Source organism: Helicobacter bilis ATCC 51630 (genome assembly GCF_000686565.1).
GTDB classification, from domain to species: Bacteria; Campylobacterota; Campylobacteria; order Campylobacterales; family Helicobacteraceae; genus Helicobacter_A; species Helicobacter_A bilis.
The window spans coordinates 1-20,993 of sequence record NZ_JMKW01000038.1 but is presented as its reverse complement, the minus strand read 5'-3'; the positions used below and the strand labels follow the sequence as shown (position 1 = coordinate 20,993).

At 35.3% G+C, this 20,993-nt stretch carries 18 protein-coding genes; 6 read left to right on the top strand and 12 right to left on the bottom strand.

From position 1 onward, the window contains the following. The coding region (locus tag T368_RS14985) for a type VI secretion system baseplate subunit TssF (RefSeq protein ID WP_027338418.1) at positions 1–351 on the top strand (351 nt) is incomplete at its 5' end. A 90-nt stretch (positions 352–441) separates the two neighbouring features. After that, complete coding sequence (locus tag T368_RS15535; RefSeq protein WP_155116615.1) at positions 442–591, top strand: hypothetical protein; 150 nt, start codon at positions 442–444, stop codon at positions 589–591. A 420-nt stretch (positions 592–1,011) separates the two neighbouring features. Here T368_RS15535 and T368_RS0107965 read toward each other — a convergent pair whose 3' ends face one another. From T368_RS0107965 to T368_RS0107935, 7 genes are all read right to left on the bottom strand, one after another. Further along, positions 1,012–1,245 carry a hypothetical protein gene (locus tag T368_RS0107965; RefSeq protein ID WP_027338417.1) on the bottom strand — a complete coding sequence of 78 codons (234 nt, stop codon included), beginning with the start codon at positions 1,243–1,245 and terminating at the stop codon, positions 1,012–1,014. A 322-nt stretch (positions 1,246–1,567) separates the two neighbouring features. After that, positions 1,568–3,019, bottom strand: coding sequence for a hypothetical protein (locus tag T368_RS16725; protein ID WP_027338416.1), 1,452 nt, complete (start codon positions 3,017–3,019; stop codon positions 1,568–1,570). A 72-nt stretch (positions 3,020–3,091) separates the two neighbouring features. Next, positions 3,092–4,528, bottom strand: a complete 1,437-nt coding sequence (locus tag T368_RS0107955) for a glycosyltransferase (protein WP_004084248.1) — start codon at positions 4,526–4,528, stop codon at positions 3,092–3,094. Between the two features lie 9 nt (positions 4,529–4,537). Next, complete coding sequence (locus T368_RS0107950; RefSeq protein ID WP_004084249.1) at positions 4,538–5,566, bottom strand: glycosyltransferase family 2 protein; 1,029 nt, start codon at positions 5,564–5,566, stop codon at positions 4,538–4,540. A gap of 20 nt (positions 5,567–5,586) precedes the next feature. Continuing rightward, the gene (gene ilvA / locus T368_RS0107945) at positions 5,587–6,822 is read right to left on the bottom strand and encodes a threonine ammonia-lyase (RefSeq protein WP_004084251.1); all 1,236 of its coding nucleotides are present in this window, start codon (positions 6,820–6,822) and stop codon (positions 5,587–5,589) included. Positions 6,823–7,208: 386 nt separating this feature from the next. Further along, positions 7,209–8,729 (bottom strand): dihydropteroate synthase, encoded by a 1,521-nt coding sequence (gene folP, locus T368_RS14590; protein ID WP_004084253.1) that lies wholly within the window; start codon positions 8,727–8,729, stop codon positions 7,209–7,211. A gap of 2 nt (positions 8,730–8,731) precedes the next feature. Continuing rightward, positions 8,732–9,484: a DNA polymerase III subunit delta' gene (locus T368_RS0107935; RefSeq protein WP_237022148.1), complete on the bottom strand. Its 753-nt coding sequence runs from the start codon at positions 9,482–9,484 to the stop codon at positions 8,732–8,734. A gap of 396 nt (positions 9,485–9,880) precedes the next feature. On the opposite strand from T368_RS0107935, the gene T368_RS15530 reads away from it, so the two are divergent. Beyond that, on the top strand, positions 9,881–10,039 hold the full coding sequence (locus T368_RS15530) for a hypothetical protein (protein WP_155116616.1): 159 nt from the start codon (positions 9,881–9,883) through the stop codon (positions 10,037–10,039). A gap of 22 nt (positions 10,040–10,061) precedes the next feature. Here the strand turns inward: T368_RS15530 and T368_RS0107925 are convergent, their stop codons facing one another. After that, positions 10,062–10,973 (bottom strand): pyrroline-5-carboxylate reductase dimerization domain-containing protein, encoded by a 912-nt coding sequence (locus T368_RS0107925; RefSeq protein WP_004084257.1) that lies wholly within the window; start codon positions 10,971–10,973, stop codon positions 10,062–10,064. Positions 10,974–11,214: 241 nt separating this feature from the next. Here T368_RS0107925 and T368_RS14975 point away from each other — a divergent pair, with 241 nt between their 5' ends. Then, positions 11,215–12,030 (top strand): putative sugar O-methyltransferase, encoded by an 816-nt coding sequence (locus tag T368_RS14975; protein WP_004084259.1) that lies wholly within the window; start codon positions 11,215–11,217, stop codon positions 12,028–12,030. A 191-nt stretch (positions 12,031–12,221) separates the two neighbouring features. Here the strand turns inward: T368_RS14975 and T368_RS17160 are convergent, their stop codons facing one another. From T368_RS17160 to purL, 4 genes are all read right to left on the bottom strand, one after another. Then, on the bottom strand, positions 12,222–12,551 hold the full coding sequence (locus T368_RS17160) for a methyl-accepting chemotaxis protein (protein ID WP_034567137.1): 330 nt from the start codon (positions 12,549–12,551) through the stop codon (positions 12,222–12,224). After that, positions 12,487–14,256, bottom strand: coding sequence for a methyl-accepting chemotaxis protein (locus T368_RS17155; RefSeq protein ID WP_004084263.1), 1,770 nt, complete (start codon positions 14,254–14,256; stop codon positions 12,487–12,489). The genes T368_RS17160 and T368_RS17155 overlap by 65 nt, the downstream gene beginning before the upstream one ends. A 116-nt stretch (positions 14,257–14,372) precedes the next feature. Beyond that, positions 14,373–15,059 (bottom strand): amino acid ABC transporter permease, encoded by a 687-nt coding sequence (locus T368_RS0107905; protein WP_004084265.1) that lies wholly within the window; start codon positions 15,057–15,059, stop codon positions 14,373–14,375. 160 nt (positions 15,060–15,219) lie between these two features. Then, positions 15,220–17,616: a phosphoribosylformylglycinamidine synthase subunit PurL gene (gene purL / locus T368_RS0107900; protein ID WP_004084267.1), complete on the bottom strand. Its 2,397-nt coding sequence runs from the start codon at positions 17,614–17,616 to the stop codon at positions 15,220–15,222. 186 nt (positions 17,617–17,802) lie between these two features. On the opposite strand from purL, the gene ppsA reads away from it, so the two are divergent. Continuing rightward, complete coding sequence (gene ppsA, locus T368_RS0107895) at positions 17,803–20,220, top strand: pyruvate, water dikinase (RefSeq protein WP_004084268.1); 2,418 nt, start codon at positions 17,803–17,805, stop codon at positions 20,218–20,220. An 11-nt stretch (positions 20,221–20,231) separates the two neighbouring features. Further along, on the top strand, positions 20,232–20,864 hold the full coding sequence (locus T368_RS0107890; RefSeq protein WP_004084269.1) for a UPF0323 family lipoprotein: 633 nt from the start codon (positions 20,232–20,234) through the stop codon (positions 20,862–20,864). Positions 20,865–20,993 lie beyond the last annotated feature (129 nt).

The following is a 20,993-nucleotide window of genomic DNA, read 5'->3' as shown; positions in this document are numbered from 1 at the left end:
AATTTTAACTTAAAACCAGATTCTAAAGACAATAATGTGTTTATTCCCAGACATACAAGCGTAGTATCTTCTCCTGTTCAGTCGGTTAGATGTGAATTTAGAACAATTTATGATGTGATGTTGTATCCCTTGAAAATTTATAATGTTGATGTGGGCAGTGAGGGAAAATACACTACATTTGTGATCGACATAGAAACCACGCAAGATCATCTAACTATTGCAGATATTAACATAAAATATCTGAATTTATATCTTGGTAATGAGATTTATACGGCAAATACCCTGCTTTTATGGCTTTTACAATATGTGAAAGAAATTATAACAATACCACAGAAGCCTATAGTCAAATAAAAGCTTTTATGCTTGAAGATGGTTTTACACATAGATAATATTTAGGCTATGCTTCTAAAAATGTAATGGATGAAAAGCAAATAAACTTACTTGCAAAACGAATTTCGCGTAAATTTACTTGGCTCTCTACATTGTGTGCAGAGTTTTGATGTAGCGGATATAGGCGAACAACATGATTTAACACATTTATTTACAGACAGAGCTTTACAGAAAGATAGAAATCTTATAAAGCAAGATTAAAGCAGTGATACCCGTATAAATGCAAGACTATCCAAACCTTTAAAATTCTCAAACTTAGAGACAGAATCTTATAAAAGTTGAGTTTAGCAATGGAATTACATATCTTTGTATTCAGGTTTTGACTGAATTGCAAAGGCTTGTTTTATTGGTAGTTTTATGACATGACGCAACGAGTCTTTGATCAACCTTAAAGGTTTAGTGCGTTATCTAAGTTTCCAGCGTTAATCGTGTGTGTCGGGAACGCCATTAAAATCTAATGGTTAGCGTTTTAAAGGCATTTGTTTTTTAAATCTCCTTTTTCAAAATACATACTTTTAAAGCTTAATTCATTAACCTTTTGTCATATCTTCTCCACAATTATATAATATCCATTTATCTGTTTTACACTTATTAAAACTTCCTTGTTCTTATGGTCTTTTATTAAAGTTTGCGGGGTGGCTTTGTTTGCATAATCTTGATATTTAGCAATTTCATTAAGTGCAACGGCTTTTTTTGGTTGCCATTCTTTACCATAGATGAGTTTTCTCCATGTCTTTTAAATGTGTGAATAACTTCACTAGGTGTTATGCTTATTATGGTTTTTTGTAAGATTCTAAAACCCAATTGTTTTGCCTTTGTCTCACCTTTTGTTGTTTCATATAATTTTTTAAACATTGTTTTAAAAATATCTTGGCAAGATGGGTAATTGTCAATTTATCACTGCTTTCACCAACATATCAAAAAAATAGCTTTTAACAAACTACACCCTTGTATAATATGAAAATGCTTATTTTACTTTTATAGATTTCATGGCTTATTATGATAACTTGTCATGTTGAACGGAGAGAAGTGTCTTAAGGTTTATATTCTAGTAAAGAGATTTTACTGTTTTTGCTTAATTATAGCGATCTTTTGAAAAAGGCGAAATATCTCTCTATAATCTAGATTAGATGTTTATGTTTCTCAGCATGACAACCACTATAATCTCATATAGATTCTAATTTCTAAACATCTTGCGGAGTTTGTGCTTAATGTATGGCATGGTTGCTCTGTGTTTTATCTTATGTAAGAGTCGATTGAAATATGTATTTTGGGTGTGCTTATATGTTTCTTTTGTGGAGTGAATGCTAGATTCTAGTTCCTTAGCTCCTGTTTTTATTAAATATTCAATAATAATATCTCTATGCAGTAAAATTTCAACCATGTCTTTATGCGATAAAGATTCATCTATTAGTCTTTTATATTTTTCTATGGGTGGGAGTATGTGATTATAGTTATATTGTGTTGAGATTTTTATATTTTCTTTTGATAGGGCTTCATAGTCCGGTGTTTCTGTGTGGTAATTACCCTCTTTTGTAGCACAAAAGAAAGCAATAAGATCGCAAAATGAGATTCTATGAGAATCGTTTTCCCAGCTTCTTGCATTGTGATAATACTCTTTTTTACTAGCCTTGCCATTACTGATTTTACAATGTGCGTTTTCATTAATAAAGAAAGGGGTTTGCACCTCAATCACACAATTTAATATATTTGTCTCTTTTATAATGCTTTGCCCCCCCCCCCCATTGTATGCGTTATTGCATGTATCGTTACTATGTATATCATTGCATAGCTCTAAACTTGCATAGCTAAGAGAGCATTCGTCCCAACCTTTTGGTTCTTTAAAGTTCTCTTTCCACTCTCTTGTATTATTCCATGTGTGTAAGCCTACAAGACAACAACCCTGCATTTTTTTAGGAAATGCCAAGATGGTATTAGAATCTAGCCTATATATCTGTTCCCCATACATTGAATTGACGAGATAATCCTCTTTTATTTTACCCTTTTTTACTATCATATCCTTTGGAGTGCATTCAAAAAATTTTGGATTATCATTTGTGATTGCAAGCTTTTTTGGCATTTGAAAAATCTCTATTGAATCTATGATATTTTTGCCTACTCTTTGCATAATGCTGCTTAACTGGTGTCCCCAATCAATTGTTTTACTAAACTCTTGTAAAGCATAATTTTCATAATATTCCTGCATATCAATGCAATTAAATCCATATTCTTCACACAGCTTCCTATGCATATTATTGATTAATCTATAATTTTCAAAATAATTAGGTAACAGCAAAGATACTACTTTTTTATTCAAAAAATAAAGCTCTTTATAAAACCATGAGAGATTGCGATAAAAAGTATCAAGTGGAATGTTTTCATAAGAGTTGCATGTATTGATAACATCATTTACATTAGATTCTGTGATAATCAACTCTGCATTTTCAAAAATTTCTTTGTTTCGCTTTCGTTTTAATTCATAGAAATTTTGAAATGAATTACACGCTCCAAGTCCAAAATTATAAAATTTAAACTCATCTTTATTCATTAATGAATCTTGTATGCCCTTTTGTAATCCATCACCCATAACAGAATTACTACCGCCAAGTAAAATAATATTCTTTTGCATTGCTTTCCTTTTTTTGTAAGGTTTCATTGTAGCATGTAAGTTTGTGTGTTGTTAAAATGCTATGTGTTAAATCTAGTTATTAAATATCTCTTGCCATAGTTTCATTACTGCTTCTTTGCTAAAAGCTATACTTACCTTTTGCTTTGCTTGTAGTCCCATAGATTCTCGTTTTTGCTTATCACTCATTAGCGTGAGAAGCTTATCTGCATAGTCTTGCAAGTCATTATCTTCTATAAGATAGCCGCTTACACCAGATTCTATAATATCGCTTGGACCCGCAGCAATATCAAAAGCAACACAAGGCAAGGCATAAGAGCTTGCTTCCACAAGCACCATACCAAAGCCCTCAAAATGGCTAGTCATCGCATAAATACTTGCGTTTAGATATTCAGATTCTATATCTTTTGTGAAGGGTTTTAGGATAATAGTGTCTTGTAAGTTTTTTTCTTTTATTTTAGATTCTATTTGTTCTTGTAAGACCCCACTGCCAACAATGATGAGTTGCCAAGATTCTAAATCCTTTTTGTGCGTTGCAGTTTCCGCCCTTTTAAGAGAGTTCGCCTTTCGTGCTTCGTCATTTATGTTTAATAAACTCCTTGCACTCAAGGCTTCACAACTCTTAAAATCATCGCAAACTGCTTCCGCACTAAGTCGCTTAGAATCTAAGGTTGTTTTGTGGCTGTCATTTTGAATTGTTATCTTGTCATCTTGAGTGTATAAGCACAAAATATCTTTTTTAGATTCTGTGTTAGATACTTCGCTTTGCTCAGTATGACAAATGGTAAAGTCAGTATGACAAGAAGTAGATTTAGCATAACAAAGATTAGAATCTAAATTTTCATCATTTTTGCGCCCTAAACCCCGCAGCCCACCCATTCTCTCCTGCACCTTTCCCCAAATATCTATAAGTCTTAAAAAGCCTTTTTGATCGCCCCTATCCATACGCCCAACGGATATGATTCTATGCTGATTGGAATCTGTGTTTTTTTGTGAGGTAAAAGGCAGAAAGTTTGGAATGACTTTAATGTTTTTGTGATAGCTCTGCCATTTGTCTAATTCACGAGATGAAAGCACGACTAAGGTATCAAAGAGATTAAATATCTTTTGCTTTCTTTTATCTATCTTTTTTGGTGCGTTTAGATGCCATAGGCGGATATATTGTATAGAATCTAGTTTAGCCTTTGGGATATACCAGCCATCATTTGCTAGGACAATATCAGGCTTTTCTTGCTGTGCGATTGTATCTACTTTTTTGCTTAAGATATATCGATAAATGCTTTTATTAAAAAGCTTTTTAAATGGGTTTTTACTCTTTGGTGTGGTATGTGATAGAAAGCGGACATTGATATTTTCATTCAAACTAAAAGCAATATCTTTTTCTACTCTAAAAAGGCTAATAATGCTTACCTCAAAGCCCATCTCACTAAACGCATTAGAGAGATTGACACATACTCTCTCGCCCCCGCCAGATTCTGTAATATCTTTGAGAATGATATAGATTTTTTGCATGGGAATCCTTTAGCGATTATAAAGCGTTTTGCCAAATAGTGTAATAATTTTATGCTTTTTATTAAGACTTATGCGGAAGTTTTTACGCCGCCATTCTTTAAAGGTTTGTGTTTTTGCTAGAAACTCATCAAGTGTTTTTGCCTTAAGGGCAGAATCTAGCACTTTATTCCTAGTAAGCACACTAGATTCTATCCCTAAAGAGTGGATAAACTCTTGTAAAAGAGCTAAATAATTAGAATCTTTTGCTAAATACTCATAGCTTTGCGATGGGCGTAAAATATGTGTCGGCAAAATATAGGTATGCAGTAAATCATGCTCTTTAAAAAAGTTATAGATAAAAGCAAAGGCGTTAAAAAACTCTTGTGGTGGGTGGGTTTTTTTTGTGAGTGAATTAGCCCTTAGTCGATAGAAATATATCGCACTCTTTGTCAGGGCAATCTCTTTTGCTAAGACATTCGCACACACACCAAAAGGCACATCTTCAGCAAATCTCACAGGTGGAAATCGCAAGTCTTTTAGCAGTGAAGCACAAAAGACACTTCGCCATGGATCGATTTTATCGGTAAGATTCTTACTTGTAACCTTACGCATGACTCCCTTTTCTCTCTCTTGTGTCTTTGTGAAAATCTCTTTATTATAGTTATCATCATGGAATACGCAGATATTTCTACTTTTTGCGATTAGGGCATTATTTGCTTCAAGGCAGTAGATAAGATTGCTATAATAATCTTTTGCTATCACATCATCAGAATCTACTAAGCCAATGTATGCGGTATCTTGTGTATTTTGCGTTGAAAAAATGTATTCTAACCCCGTGTTTCTAGCTGCCCCTAAGCCTTTATTCTCTTGATTTATAAGGATAAAGCGGGAATCTTTTTGTGCGTATTCTTGTGCTATTTTGGGGCTTTCGTCTGTGCTACCATCATTTATAAGTATGGCTTGAAAGTTGCTATAAGTTTGTGCTTGTATAGAATCTAGACATTCTTTTAGATACTTTTCTACATTATAGATAGGGACTATTATAGATAGGGCTAACATGAGAATCCTTTGTGTTATATTTAGGGCATTTCGCTGAATTGATACCCATGCTCTAATAAAATCTTATATACAGAATCTTTATGTTCTTTTCCTTTAATCTCAAGGGCTAATTCCACAATAGCATCGCCATATTCAAGCTTTGTGCTAATGCGAGAATAGTTAATAAATACGATATTTGCCCCCTCTTTTGTTAAAAGCTCAGTTAGATTCTGCAGACTTCCGGGCTTATCTACAAGGATAACTTGAAACTTCATCTTTCTATCACTCTTTAATAAAGCCTTTTCTATAATGATATTTAGCATGGTTACATCGATATTGCCACCACTTAGAATCACACCTACTTTCTCATTTGGGCTAATCTTTACTTTATGATGCATTAGGGCAGCAACGCTTGCAGCCCCAGCCCCTTCTACCACTAGCTTTTGAGATTCTAAAAGGAATAAAATCGCACTTGCTATCTCTTCATCATCTACCTCTACAATGCCATCGACACAGGACATAATGCAGTTAAAAGTCATCTCATTCACATCTCGCACAGCTATCCCATCAGCGATAGTTTTCACACTGCTTGAGTTTTGCATAGCTCTTGCATAAAAGCTTTGCTTCATTGCATTTGCACCTTTTGCATTCACACCTATGATACGCGTTTTTGGCGATAGGGCTTTATAGGCACTTGCTATACCGCTAATTAGCCCGCCACCACCTATTGGCACTATCACGACATCAAGCTCTTCTTCTGCTATCATCTCAAGGGCTATGCTGCCTTGCCCTGCCATCACATCAATATCAGCAAAAGGGTGGATAAAGGTTAGATTCTCTTCTTGTGCTATCTTTTGTGCCTTCTCATAGGCTTCATCGTAATTATTCCCCGCTAAGACTACTTCAGCACCCATAGCCTTTGTGCCGATAACCTTTAAAAGCGGCGTAGATTCTGGCATAACGATAACTGCCCTTGTATGAAAATGCTGTGCGCTAAAGGCTACCCCTTGTGCGTGATTGCCCGCACTTGCACATATCACACCTTTATTTAGAATCTGTGTATTATTTTTGCTATCTAGCTCTTTTAATGTCGCAATTTTATTAAACGCCCCGCGTATCTTAAACGCCCCTGTAGGCTGCAAATTCTCTTTTTTTAGATACACCTTTGCATTTGCGATATTACTCAAACGCGGTGCATAAGCTAATGGGTGCTGCATGATTATATGTTGCAATCTATTCTTAGCAGCTTTAATGCTATCAAGTTCTATTAAGCCCATATTCTCTCCGTAAATATAAATTTAAGTAAAAATAAATGCGTATTTTATCATGTTTTGAGAAAGTTGTTTTTATGGATTTATTATTGTTTTGGAATCTAGCTATCTTTTTGGAGTATTAGGTTTATGGTTAAGCATAGATTGCAAAACTTCATATAATGTGATTACGCTAAGTTTGTAAATATGGCTATTTTATAAGATTCTATATTCTTTTGTCATATTGAGTGCGTAAGCACGAAATATCTTTTATAGAATTCTATAAATCATGCACCCCAAAGCCCTGCACCCACCCAAGTAGCTAGGGATCTAGATTCTGTTTAGATTCTATAATTATCTTGTGTTTGCCATTAATCTTTCACATTTACGAAAATGTGTTTTTTAATAGAATTTTACAATAAATCTATATCATTTGCCCTCAACGCTTCCATAATGCGTAAGGCTTCAATATGCTCTTTTACATCATGGACTCGCACTATGTTTGCACCATTTTGCCATGCTATGCAGTGGGCTATGAGGGTGGCAGGTAGATTGCCTTTTTTTGTGGATTTTGTATTTTGTAAAAATTCGCCCTTGTCTATACAATTTGAACGATTGAGCGAATTAGAGGGGCAGTCATTATCGTTTAGATAACTCCTGCCATCACAATTCAGCCAAAGCCCGTCCGAAGTCATAGAGCAACCGCTAGAATTTGTGGTTTTGTTTGCATGGTTTGTTTGCGTAGATTCTAGAATCTTGTCATTTTGAGCCTTTGAAAAAGGCGAAAAATCTTTTTTAGATTCTGTGTTAGATGTTTCACTACGCTCAACATGACAAGGATTAGAATCTAGATTTCCTATTTCTAAGCCCTGCGTTCCACTTGAAGTGATACTAGATTCTAATTTCTCTTTACCTTGCACCCCTACGCCCTGCACCCGCCCAAATGGTTGAGATTCTAGAATCCTTGTTAAAAAACTCTTATGACTAGCACCGATAAGAAGTGGTAAGTTAAAATGTTTAAAATGTTTTAATTGATGAATCAAATTGATATTTTGCTGCATATCTTTTGCAAAGCCAATGCCAACATCAAGGATAATGTTACTGCAATTATGCTCTTTTAAAAAAGCGATTTTTTTCGTAAAAAAGGCGTCAATATCAAGGATTAGATTCTTATATTTGCAATGCTTTTGCATGGTTTTGGGTGTGCCTTGTATATGCGTTAGGATATAGCTTACATGCGGGTTTTCTTGTAATACTTTTATCATATTTTCTGGCTTACCGCTTATATCATTAATAATGCTAAACCCATGTTCAACCGCTATTTTTGCCGTCTCTTCATTATAGGTATCAATGCTAAATTGTGCTTTAGTATCTAGCCTTTTTATCTCTTTTAAAATGGGTTTTAATCGCTCTAGCTCGACTTTAGATTCTATATATTTTGCACCCGGTCTAGAGCTTGCCGCACCTATGTCTATGTAGTCTATGCCAAGATCTATGTAATGATATATTTGTCTTATTGCTTCCTTACTGCTAAATTCTTTATAAAAGCTATTAGAATCTACATTGATTATCCCCATGATTTTTCTGCCATAGTCTTCTTGTGGTTGTAAAAAGATTTTTAGCTCTTGTGCGATTGTTTTTAATCCAAAGGGCTGCATTTGCATTTTTGATATTAAAAGCTTCAGTGCTTTTTGTGTGCCAAATAAAAGGCAGTCATAATGTGTTTTTTGACACAATATCGCATCTTTTGGCGTTACAAGCTCTGCACCATTACTCAAGGCATCTTGCTTTAGAATCTGCATGGCTTGTAATTTTAATTGCTCTATTTTAAAAGCTAGAATCTGTGTCTTTTCTTTCATAATCTTATAACCAATATTATCTGGCTCGACACTTTTCATAGCTTCATTGATATTTGTTACTCGCTCAATCTTCATAGCTATCCTTTGACTAAAGATAAAAGTAGTGGTAAAAGTGCGATATGCACGCTTTGTTTGCTATATAGGGCTTTTAGCGCTAGATCAAATCTCTCTAGTCCCCTTTCATCAAGCAAAATATTATGTGCGATTATAGAATCTAGAATCTGTGAGAGTATATTTCTGCCCTGCTCATAGCTTATATGTTCTTTTTCAAGCTTATTTACATACTCATATACCATGGGAATGGTAAGCCTTGTAAGGTCTAGATTAATGGGCTTTGTGTGCGTTTTTTTACTCTTATTAAAGACTACAAGGCGTGAAAAAATCGTTGGTATAAGCTTATTTCTAGCGGTGATATATAGCATGAATATAATATGGCTTGGTGGCTCTTCTAGAATCTTTAAGAGTGCGTTTTGTGCGTAGTGATTGTAGCTAAAAGCAAAAATTGCGATGATTTTATCCTTTGTGGTGGCAATATGTGCTTCTTCTATAATCTCATGTGCGTTATCTATCTTTAGCTCTTCTAAATCATAAATCCTTATATCTTCTTTTGCATAGGTATTGCGTAAATAGTTTTTCTCACTCTCGTAATCATTGCTGATAATGATGCATGATTTTTTGAATGTAGTAATAAATTGCGGGTTGATCTTTGATGGGGCATGAAAGGTTGCTTTAGATTCTTGTTGTTGCGTTGTCTCTTTAGCATTTTTGCTAGAATCCAGCACCATTCTATTGTCCTTTAAGTCTGTTGCGGCTTTATGCAATTTTAACAAATACTAAACATGTGGCACACAATGACACAAAAAATATAGCTCAAAAAGCTTTCTAAATTATAACTAAACTTTTTAAAGGTTTTGAATATACAACTAAGACTAGAAAAAGGCTATTATGTAGATAATAGCGGCAATAAATAGAATACAAAGGCTATACTGAAGCTAATACCCTTGAAGTGTATTAATTGCAGCAATTGCAATGTTTATATTAATTATAGATACCGCATTAATTGCAATGAATATTTAAAACTTTGTGTTAATGGTTGTTATTTTATTTTGAGATTTTAGGACGAAAAGTTTTGAAATTTAGTTAAGCAGAGAATCTAACTGGGATAAAGGTGAATTGGCTTAGAATACATATTATCATTTGCTCTATGTGGAATTTAAAGGAGGCTAGTGAAATTAGAGATAATCGCTATTACCCAATGCAATAAAATAAAACTCATCAAGATTGACAAGAAGAGATCTTGTTTTTTTCGAGCATGGATTAAAGTCTCTCGCTTTGCAACAACTTGGCATAATGACTGCAAATATGCTTACAGAATCTTAAAATAGCAATTTTGTAGCTTTGCGATTTCTAGCCATCTTGTTTGCAAGCTATATGCTTTGCCTTTTCTACCGCTTTGACACATGCGCGTGTAATAACGCCTTGCACGCTATTTTCATCACAATGAAGAAGTGCTTCAGCAGTTGTCCCACCCGGACTTGTAACGAGATCTTTTATCTCCTGCGGGCTTTTTTCTTTGAGTAATGCTGCCATGCCCTCAAAGGTTTTTTGCACGAGTTTTTGACTTGTTTCTAGTTTTAAACCTTGCTTGACACCTGCATTTATTAAACCTTGTGCTACAAGGGCTAAAAGGGCTGGACTGCTGCCATTTGTTGCGATACTTGCAAATAACTCTTCTTCATTTGCGACAAACTCACAATTACCAAAACTTGATACAAATTGCGTGATTTGGCTTTGAATGTGTGCGTTATTTTTCTCATGTGCTTCTTGCATGTTATGACTATCCATCATAAGATTTAGCACTTTGCCTACCTCTTTAATACTTTGATTTTTTGCGCCATTTTGCTGCCATAATACCGCACTTGAACTTAGATTATAATGCGCTCCGACATTTGGCATAATAAGGGCGTAGTGGTATGACTGAATATAATTGTGTAAGATATTTGCATTAATACCTGCTAGCACGCTATACACAATATGAGCACGCCCATGAAATATAAAGGAATCTAGATTATGCGGCTTACAAGCGAGTAACACCACCTTATCATCGCACTCAATATTGCAGGTAGCCTCATAGGTAACATCGTGCAAAAACTCACTGCGACAAGTCTGCATACTCTCTTTAAGCCATGATTCTATTTTATGTGGTGCTCTACCTGTAATAACGATTTTTGTAATGCCTAGAATCTCTTTAGACTGCCGTATTAACCCACCTAAAATCGCCTTTGCCATATTGCCATAACCTACAACGACTAACTCCATTTTTATCCTTTATCTCGTAAAATACATAAAATCATAACATATTTTTGTGTGCTTATTTAAGATACATTATGTTTAAGCCCTTACTAGATTCTATGTGTAAGTCAAGTCTTCATGCAAAGATATAGAATCTCAATAAATAGCAGTGATAAAAAATGCCTTGACTTGTTTTTTTTTTTGTAGGATTGCGACACTGCGAAATATGTATAAATCGCACTTAGAATCTTTTATGGAAAGGGCATATATGAAGCTTATTAAAAAAATGCTAAGACCCAAAAAAGCTAGTCAAGCAGATAATTACAATACAAGTCTAGCAGATACAATCAGCAATGAATATCCATCATTTTGTGCAAGAGCAGCGACTAATGATTCTGTATTTGCAACATTTAGGACAAATCCAGTATATATGCAAATACTAGAACATGTTGATGACATTATGGGACAAAAATATCTTGATTATATCCTGAAAACAAGGCGTTTTAAGCCTAAAGACTTTGAGGGATTTAGACAAAATGATTGGTATGGTGGGGCAAGCATTCGCTATTATAAGGAGATAGGCTATATGTCTCCATCAACTCTGCGTTATATTAAAGTCTTAGGGGATTTAATAGAATCTTTTGGCGATTTAAGCAACAAGGATATTTGTGAGATTGGCGTAGGCTATGGTGGACAAGCAAGAATTATTATGTCAATGTTTGATGTCAAAAGTTACACATTTGTGGATTTGGATTCTGTTCTGTCTCTTAGTAAAAAATACCTATCACATTTTAGCGGATTAGAAGAGAAGCTACATTTTAAGCGTATGGAGGATTTAGAAAAAAAGAATTACGATCTATTCATAAGCAACTATGCTTTTAGTGAGCTAAGAAGCAATATACAAGATATCTATATTGAAAAAATCATCAAAAATGCAAAACATGGATATATCACATTTAATAATATTGCACCAAAGGATTTTAACTATCCGCTAGAGCAATATGAAAGCCTATTTGGTAAGCAAATACATATAACAGATGAAACTCCAAATAGTCATCTATTAAACAAGATTCTAACTTGGTAAAAAATCCCATAGCAAAAAATTTTTATGCTGTAAGTAGTCCCAAAAAGACAAATTGGGATTCTAAACCACATGGATTCAATATGAAAAAACTCACATAAGAGCGTTTTTACATTTGGCTTTATATCAAAATTAGATTTTGCCAACCTCTCTCATATTTCTCTTTATGATTTTTTTGTAAAAACTTTATATTATCAAAACTTATGCTTTTTAGAATCTTCTACAATGTCTTGGACTATGCTTTGCATGTTTTGTGCGATTGCATCGGTTTGATTTGCGATAGCGGCATTTTCCTGCGTAATAGATTCTAATTGATTTGTAATATCTCTAATATGTGCTATACCTTGTGTTTGGTCTTTAATGGATTGGGACATATCGCTTACTGATTGTATGAGTGCATTTGCATTTTGCTCTATCTCGCCTAAAGATTTATTTGTGCGTTCAGCCAGATTTCTTACCTCATCGGCTACGACTGCAAAGCCTCTGCCATGTTCCCCCCGCCCTTGCTGCTTCAATAGCAGCATTTAACGCAAACAGATTTGTCTGATCGGCTATATCTTTAATGATATTAATTACAGATTTTATCTCATCAGCTTCGCGTGTTAGCTCTCCCATAGAATCTTCAATATGCTGCATAGATGAGTTGATATTCTCAACAGATTTTGTATTCTCTTGCAAGGAAGTAACCTGAGATTGCGAGGTGGAAATAAGGCTTTGCACCATGCTAAATAGCCGGTCTGCATTGCTTCCAAGTTGTTTTGCAATCTCACTAGAATCTCCAAGCATTGTGCTTATGCTTGTCCCTAAATGGTTGATATTTGTTGCCATTTCTAGTATTTTTCCTTCTAAGCCATCAACATTTGCACGCATTGTATAATCGTTATTTGCATAAGTGCTTAGCGTATTGGACACCTTTGTAAGATGTAAATCAAGGATATTTAATAAATCATTAAAGATATTTTTTAGCTCATTAAACTGCGGTGAAGAAGTGTTTGCCCTGATTTGATTTGCAAAGTTACCATGTTTAGCTTCATTTGCTACTTGCAATGCTTCATCAATGAACCGCTTATCTTTTTCTAACTCTTTATGTATGAGTAAAATATTTTCATTGATTTCTTGTGCCATTTTGCCTAACTCATCTTTTGATTTGACTTTTATTAATGGTGCGTTATCGCTCTTATGATTAATATATGCAAAGAAATTTTGTAACCCTTCGGAGATTGTGCCAATAGGCGTTAAAAATTTCTGAATCACAACATAAATGACTGCTATCATAATAAGCCCTATAATCACTAATGCAAGGATTCTCATCTCTAAGCCCTTGCGTGAATTAGACACAACCTTATCCATATTTTCACCTGCACAAATGGAATAGCTTACATTGTTCTTATTGACATGATTACATACCCCAAGCCTTTCAACCCCACTTGAAGAAATGTAGGCAAATGGCTTCATATTTCCTGCTTCAATGGATTTTGCATAAAATCTTTTTGTTCCATCTGTTGGGTTTAATAAAGTCATCGTTTTATCTGTTGCCACAAAAATCGCTTGTTCTGAATCAAGCCCAAAGATTCTAGCAGACATTTTATCAAACTGACTTTGCAAGTTTGATAGCGGCGTGTCAATGGATAGCACCCCCAACACTCTGCCATTTTTTATCAAGGGGATAGAGAAAGTAAAGGTAGGTAGTTTGCTTACAAAGTCTTCATATACAGGCGTCATAATCGCTGAATTACTTTGCAGTGCACTCTTATACCAACCTCTTGTCCTAGAATCATAGCTTTCCACTTTACCCGTGCCTTTTCCATAGGTTCTAAAAAGCACTTTTGCTGCATCAGATTCTATATCACTTACAATCATACTGCCATCTGCCACGCCTATATATGCGGCTAGATGAGCCCCACCGAGTTTAAATCCAAATAAAAGTGGTCCCACATTTTTTACTAGCGCTTCTGTGGATTCTAACTTTTCTTCAGGGAGTGAGAGAATGTGCTTTGCCATAAGCTCTAGCGAGTCTATTCTATCTTGACTAAACATATCAGTAGCAAGACTTGCCATTTGCACATAATCTATCTCTGATTCTATGGTTTTTTCCAAAAGATTATTTTTGCTTGAAATCATATTAATTGTTTGCTGCACGCCTAGCCCAATAAGCATTAACAAATAACGATAAGCGACACTTTTGACTTTATACTCTGCATACTGCTCCCTTGTAAAAATTTGTAGCATTGTAGCAGAAAAAATAAATAATAATGTTTCTTAAAAACGCAATTTAATAACATTTTTCGTAATTTTTATTTGCTTATTACAATAATATTTCAAACACTATATAAAGATATACAGCATTATAGAATATTGCGTCTGTAATGATGCTCTAACTTTGAGAATATAAAACTTAAAGGCAACAGCACAATTAGATATGCAACAATAAGCAGAAAAAGGGCTTCATTTGTCTGCCCGTAGTTACTAATCACTTCTTTTGCGATAGACATTAAATCCTGCAAGGCAATGACGCCAACAATAGAAGTCTCTTTAATCAAAAATAGCACATTCGCACAAATTGAGGGTATGCTTAAAGGTATGCTTTGGGGGAAAATCACATAACGCAAAATCTGCATTTTACTAAATCCCAGAGACAAGGCAGATTCTATCTGTGAATGTCGCACAGATTCTAAACCTAAGCGAAAAGATTCTGCCATGTAGCTACCACCTAGAAATATCACGCCAATAACCGCACACCAAAAGTTTGGAATCTCAATCCAATACGACAAGCCAAAGTAGAGAAAAAATAAGTGTATGATAAGCGGGGTATTGCGTGATACCTCTATGTATATACGCGTTATCCACACAAATGGACGGATTTGATAGTAAAGCACAAGTGAAGCAATAAAGCCAAGCAGTATTGCCCCAAAGATTCCATAACATGAGATTTCTAGTGTAAGCAACAATGCTTTCCAAAATAGCGGCAATATGCTAACAATAAAATCCATATCTAAAAAGTCATTAAATTTCCAAAAATGCGTTATATCCATAATGTTTAGATTCCAAAAAATGTAATTATTTGTTTTAAAGTAAAGTAGTGTATAGTAAAAGTGTTAAGTAACTTTTAATTGATTGAATCTTTAGTTTGCATTTCTATAACTAGAGATTAAAACCCCTAATTTACAACAAAATAAGCTAAAGATATAAGAATCATAGATATGTTTCAAAGCTTTTATAATATAAATCGTGTGCTTCCTGTAAGGATAGATTTATATCATGTATTTTTATAGAATCTTTATTTGTTATATCTTTTGTGTTTATGTGTTTATTTGCTACCTTGCCAATTACACACAATGAAAGCCCTTTTTGTTTAGCTGTGTCGAAGAGATTTTTTACAGATTCTATATCTTTTATTTCACAGATAACTTGTGTATGATTTTCACTAAATAGCATGAGTTTATTTTGTGAGATTAACTTCATATAGTCTTTAGAATCTTGCAAAAGATTCTCATTATTTATAAAGTCTTTCGCTAAAACTTCTTGTATCTTATCTGTTAAGACTTCAATGCTAGTTTTCCCTAAAATTGCCATTTTACATAGAGTGATAGCAAGTCCGCCTTGTGCTATATCTTTAGCACTCAAAATATACTTGTTTGCTATGCTTTGATTTAGAATCTCCCAAAGTTTGAGTTCAGATTCTAAGTTTATATCATGCAATATACCGCTATTTTTTGCACCGATTACTTTTTGTAATATACTGCCGCTAAGCTGCAATGAATTATCCATAACACCTAGCATACAAATATAAGAATCTTTGCTTACAAAATGGCTACCAATAGCCTTATTAGAATCTTCTAAAAGCCCAACGCTTACAATGCTTGGTGTAGGATATATGGCTTCATCATTTGTTTGATTATAAAGTGAAACATTACCGCTTACAACAGGTGTTTGTAACGCTTTACAAGCCTCTTTAATGCCCTCACAAGATTCTCTAAACTGCCACATAACCTCTGGATTTTCAGGGCTACCAAAGTTTAGACAATCTGTAATTGCTAAAGGCTTTGCCCCACTTAGCGCGACATCTCTTCCAGCTTGTGCCACTGCGATTTTAGCCCCTATTTTTGGGTCTAGATAGCAGTATTTTACATTACATTTTACACTTACTGAAATAGCCTTTTTTGAATCGTAGTTATGCAAAGCTACAAGACTAGAGCTAAGCATACCAGATCCTTTAATCGTGCTAGCTTTAATACTATCATCATATTGATTATAAATCCATGCTTTATCACATATATCAAGGCTTTTTAGCATACTTTTAGTTAGCGTGTTTAAATTAGTGCTACTGCATTGCATTGTGTTTATATTATCTGTATTTAACTGCTTTTGTAAGGCTTGGTTTGTAATATTTAAATCTAGGTTTTTACAAGATTCTAGATATTTTGGCTTTTGTATAGCACGATTTAGTATAGGGGCATTTTCTACAATGGGGGCAATAGGCAATGTAGCACATAACTCTCCATGCCATAATAACTCCATTTTTCCTGTATTACGCACTTCGCCGACAATCTCTGCGCTTAATTCATACTTTGCAAAAATATCTTTTATTTGCTTTTCTGCCCCCTTTTTCGCACACAAAAGCATTCTCTCTTGTGATTCTGATAGCATTAACTCATAAGGGGTCATGCCACTCTCTCGCATAGGAATCTTATCAAGCCACATTATCATACCGCTACCACTTCTACTTGCCATTTCAAAGCTTGAGCTTGTAAGCCCTGCTGCACCCATATCTTGAATGCCTACGATTAAATCTTTTTGAAAGACTTCAAGACATGCTTCTAAAAGCGATTTTTCTACAAATGGATCGCCAATTTGCACCGTTGGTCGCAATGCCTTACTAGCAGAATCAAAGCTATCACTACTCATCACAGCCCCACCTAAGCCATCTCTACCTGTCTTACTCCCAACATACATAATAGGATTGCCCTCACCACTTGCTTTGCCATAGAAAATCTCATCTTGCTTTGCAATGCCTAAGCTAAACGCATTGACAAGAATGTTGCCGTTATAGCAAGACTCAAAGCTTGTTTCACCGCCAATAGTTGGTATCCCCATGCAGTTACCATAATGCCCGATACCCTCTACAACACCATGCAATAAATGGATATGCTTTTTTCTCATATTAGAATCTAAAATATCTCCAAAGCGAATGCTATTAAGATTTATTATAGGATTTGCCCCCATTGTAAAAATATCACGCAAGATTCCACCAACTCCAGTTGCAGCCCCTGCATTTGGCTCAATAAAGCTTGGGTGATTATGAGATTCTATCTTAAAGATAGCGGCTAGATTATCACCTATATCAATAACACCTGCATTCTCTCCGGGACCTTGCAATACCCAGCTAGCCTCTGTTGGAAAGCCTTTTAGATAAATCTTACTTGATTTATAGCTACAATGCTCACTCCACATTGCAGAAAAGATTCCAAGCTCAATGAGATTTGGCTCTCTCTCTAAAATTTCTACAATTTTTTCATAATCACTAGAATCTAGTTTATGCTTTTTTAGGATAGAATCTAATTGTTCCTTTTTAATACTCCATTCGCCCATATTATCCCTTTTTGAAAGTGCAAATATTTACTCAAAATAAAACAAGGATTTTAACTAAAGTTTGCAAGGAAATAGATATGCAAAATTATATTTTTTTGGTTTTTAAAAAATTTTTAATCATTTTTTGACTTTTTTTTGACTACAATAATAAGCATAACCTTTTTACATTAAATGGAGTCCATAGCAATGAAGTATATTAAATTCTTTAAAGAGTTGAATAATAGAGATGTTCCCCTTGTAGGTGGTAAGAATGCAAGCATTGGTGAGATGTTTCAAGAGCTTGTCCCCGTTGGCATTAAAGTCCCAGATGGCTTTGCAATCACAAGTGATGCGTATTGGTATTTGCTTAAAAGTGGTGGCATTGAGGATAAGATAAAGGATCTTTTAAAAGATATTGATTATACAGAAATGGATGTATTGCGTAATCGTTGCAGTAAGATTCGAGAACTTATTTTTAGCACCCCATTACCCCAAGATTTAAAAGATGAGATTTTTCAAGCTTATGATATGTTAAGCCAAGAATACAATATGGCAGAAGCAGATGTTGCAGTCCGCAGTTCGGCTACTGCTGAAGACTTGCCAGATGCAAGTTTTGCAGGGCAGCAAGATACATATCTAAGCGTTAAAGGGAAAACAGATTTAGTGCATTATATTAAATCCTGCTTTGCTTCACTTTTTACACATAGAGCTACAAGCTATCGTGCGAGTAAGAATTTCGATCACTTTAAAGTTGCTTTAAGTGTTGGTGTGCAAAAAATGGTGCGTTCCGACAAAGGTGCAGCAGGTGTTATGTTTAGTATTGATACAGAGACGGGCTTTAAAGATGCAGTATTCATCACTTCATCATGGGGACTTGGGGAAAATGTCGTTGGTGGGACCGTGAATCCAGATGAATTTTATGTATTCAAACCAACATTAAAAGAAGGGAAACGACCTATACTTAAACGCAAACTTGGCACAAAAGATGTAAAAATGGTATATGCCCCAGCAGGTAGCGAAAAGCCTACAATGAATGTAAAAACAACACATCAGGAAATGGAAACATTCTCAATCACTGATGAAGATGTTTTGACACTTGCAAAATATGCCATAAGTATTGAAGAGCATTATACAAAAGAAGCAGGTGAGTATCGCCCTATGGATATGGAATGGGCAAAAGATGGACAAAGTGGTGAGATTTTCATCGTGCAAGCACGCCCAGAAACAGTGCAGAGTCAAAAGACAAAAAGTGGTGCTAAGATTGAGAAATTCCACTTTAAAAATCCAGATGAAGAGCGTGAAGTCGTTTTAAAAGGTATGGCGATTGGCACAAAGATTGGCAATGGTAAAGTAAGAATCATTAATAACATAGAGCACATGAATACCTTTAAAGAAGGTGAGATTCTAGTAACTGATAATACCGATCCAGATTGGGAACCAGTGATGAAAAAGGCGGCAGCAGTTATTACAAATCGTGGTGGTAGGACCTGCCATGCAGCTATCGTTGCGCGTGAAATTGGTGTGCCAACAATCGTTGGCGCACATGGTGCAACAGAAAGGCTCTATACAGGTATGGAAGTAACAGCTTCATGTAGTGAGGGTGAAGAAGGGCTTGTATATGCAGGGATACACCCCTATGAAATAGAGACTATATCGCTTGATCATCTTGGCAAAACAAAGACAAAAATATATATGAATGTTGGCGATCCCGCTAAAGCATTTGGCTTTGCACAGATTCCAAATCATGGTGTTGGCTTAGCGCGTATGGAGCATATCATCTTACACCAGATTGTAGCACACCCTTTAGCCTTGCTAGATTTACAGAATGATAAACCTATACATAATCATGATGAGGTATCAAAACTCATACATGGCTATGATAATCCTAAGGACTTTTTCATTAAAAAAATTGCTGAAGGTATGGGTATGATTGCAGCAGCCTTTTATCCAAATCCAGTGATTGTCCGCACAAGCGACTTTAAAAGCAATGAATATCGCGGCATGATTTCAGGGGAGCATTACGAACCACAAGAAGAAAATCCAATGCTTGGCTATCGTGGTGCAAGTAGATATTACTCTGAGCAATATCGCACCGCATTTGAATGGGAATGTCAAGCCTTAGCAATGGTGCGTGATGATATGGGACTTACAAATATGCGGATTATGATCCCATTCTTACGCACACCAGAAGAGGGCAAAAAAGTGCTTGAGATTATGCGAAGAAATGGCTTAGAATCTGGCAAAAATGGATTAGAAATCTATGTCATGTGTGAATTACCAGTAAATATCATTTTAGCTGATGATTTCTTAAGTATGTTTGATGGCTATTCTATTGGTTCAAATGACTTAACACAGCTTACACTAGGCGTGGATAGAGATGGTGATTTAGTCAGTCATATATTTGATGAGAGAAATCCTGCTATGCTAGAAATGTTTAAACAAGCAATACAAGCATGTAAAAAGCATGGCAAATATTGCGGAATCTGCGGTCAAGCACCAAGCGATTATCCAGAAGTTGCCGAATTTTTAGTGCAGCAAGGCATTAGCTCTATTTCACTCAATCCAGATTCCGTTGTGAAAACTTGGGAACGCATAGAAAAACTTGAAAAAACAATGCAAAAATAAAGGGACAATATATGGAAAAGCAAAAACCAAAAAGTTATTTACGAAAAATCTCTGATGCAGCGATTTTGGGTGGTATGAGTGCAGTGCTAGTCGCAGGACTGCTTGGTTGTGATAGTGGTTCAAATAATGCTGACACAGCACAGCAAGTAAGCAAAAAGCAGGGCGTTACTGTTACTTTGCAAGAAGAAGCTGATGGTAGTTATAAGATCATTGATGAACAACCAAGTAGTGATGGCGATACGACAATTATTGTAAAAGATATGCAAGGCAATAAGAGAATTTTAAGCAAAGAAGAAGTTGATGCCCTTGTCGCTGAAGAAGCAAAAAAGATTGACAATGGCACAAGCACGCTCACAAGCGGTGATGGCGGTGGGCTTGGCATTGGCGGGGCTATCCTTGCGAGTGCGGCTGGTGCGTTGATTGGAAGCTATATTGGTAATAAACTTTTTAATAATGCAAACTATAAAGCAAACGCACAAAGAGGATATAGCTCACCTTCAGCCTATCAAAGACCACAAACTAGCACCCCGCGAACTACTAGCCCAAGCAGCAATACAACAGCCACAAAAGCAACACCACAAAACGCAAAAGGCGGCTTCTTTGGTGGCAATACAAATACTAATAAACCAACCGCAACTTCTTAGATTCTATACTTTTATTCTTTGGGGATGATTTAAAAAGGATTTTATATGAAAAAAGCACATAAAGGCGTTTTATATGTAGGTGTATTTTTATGTCTTACTCATGTAAGCATGGCAAAAGATGGTTTTTCT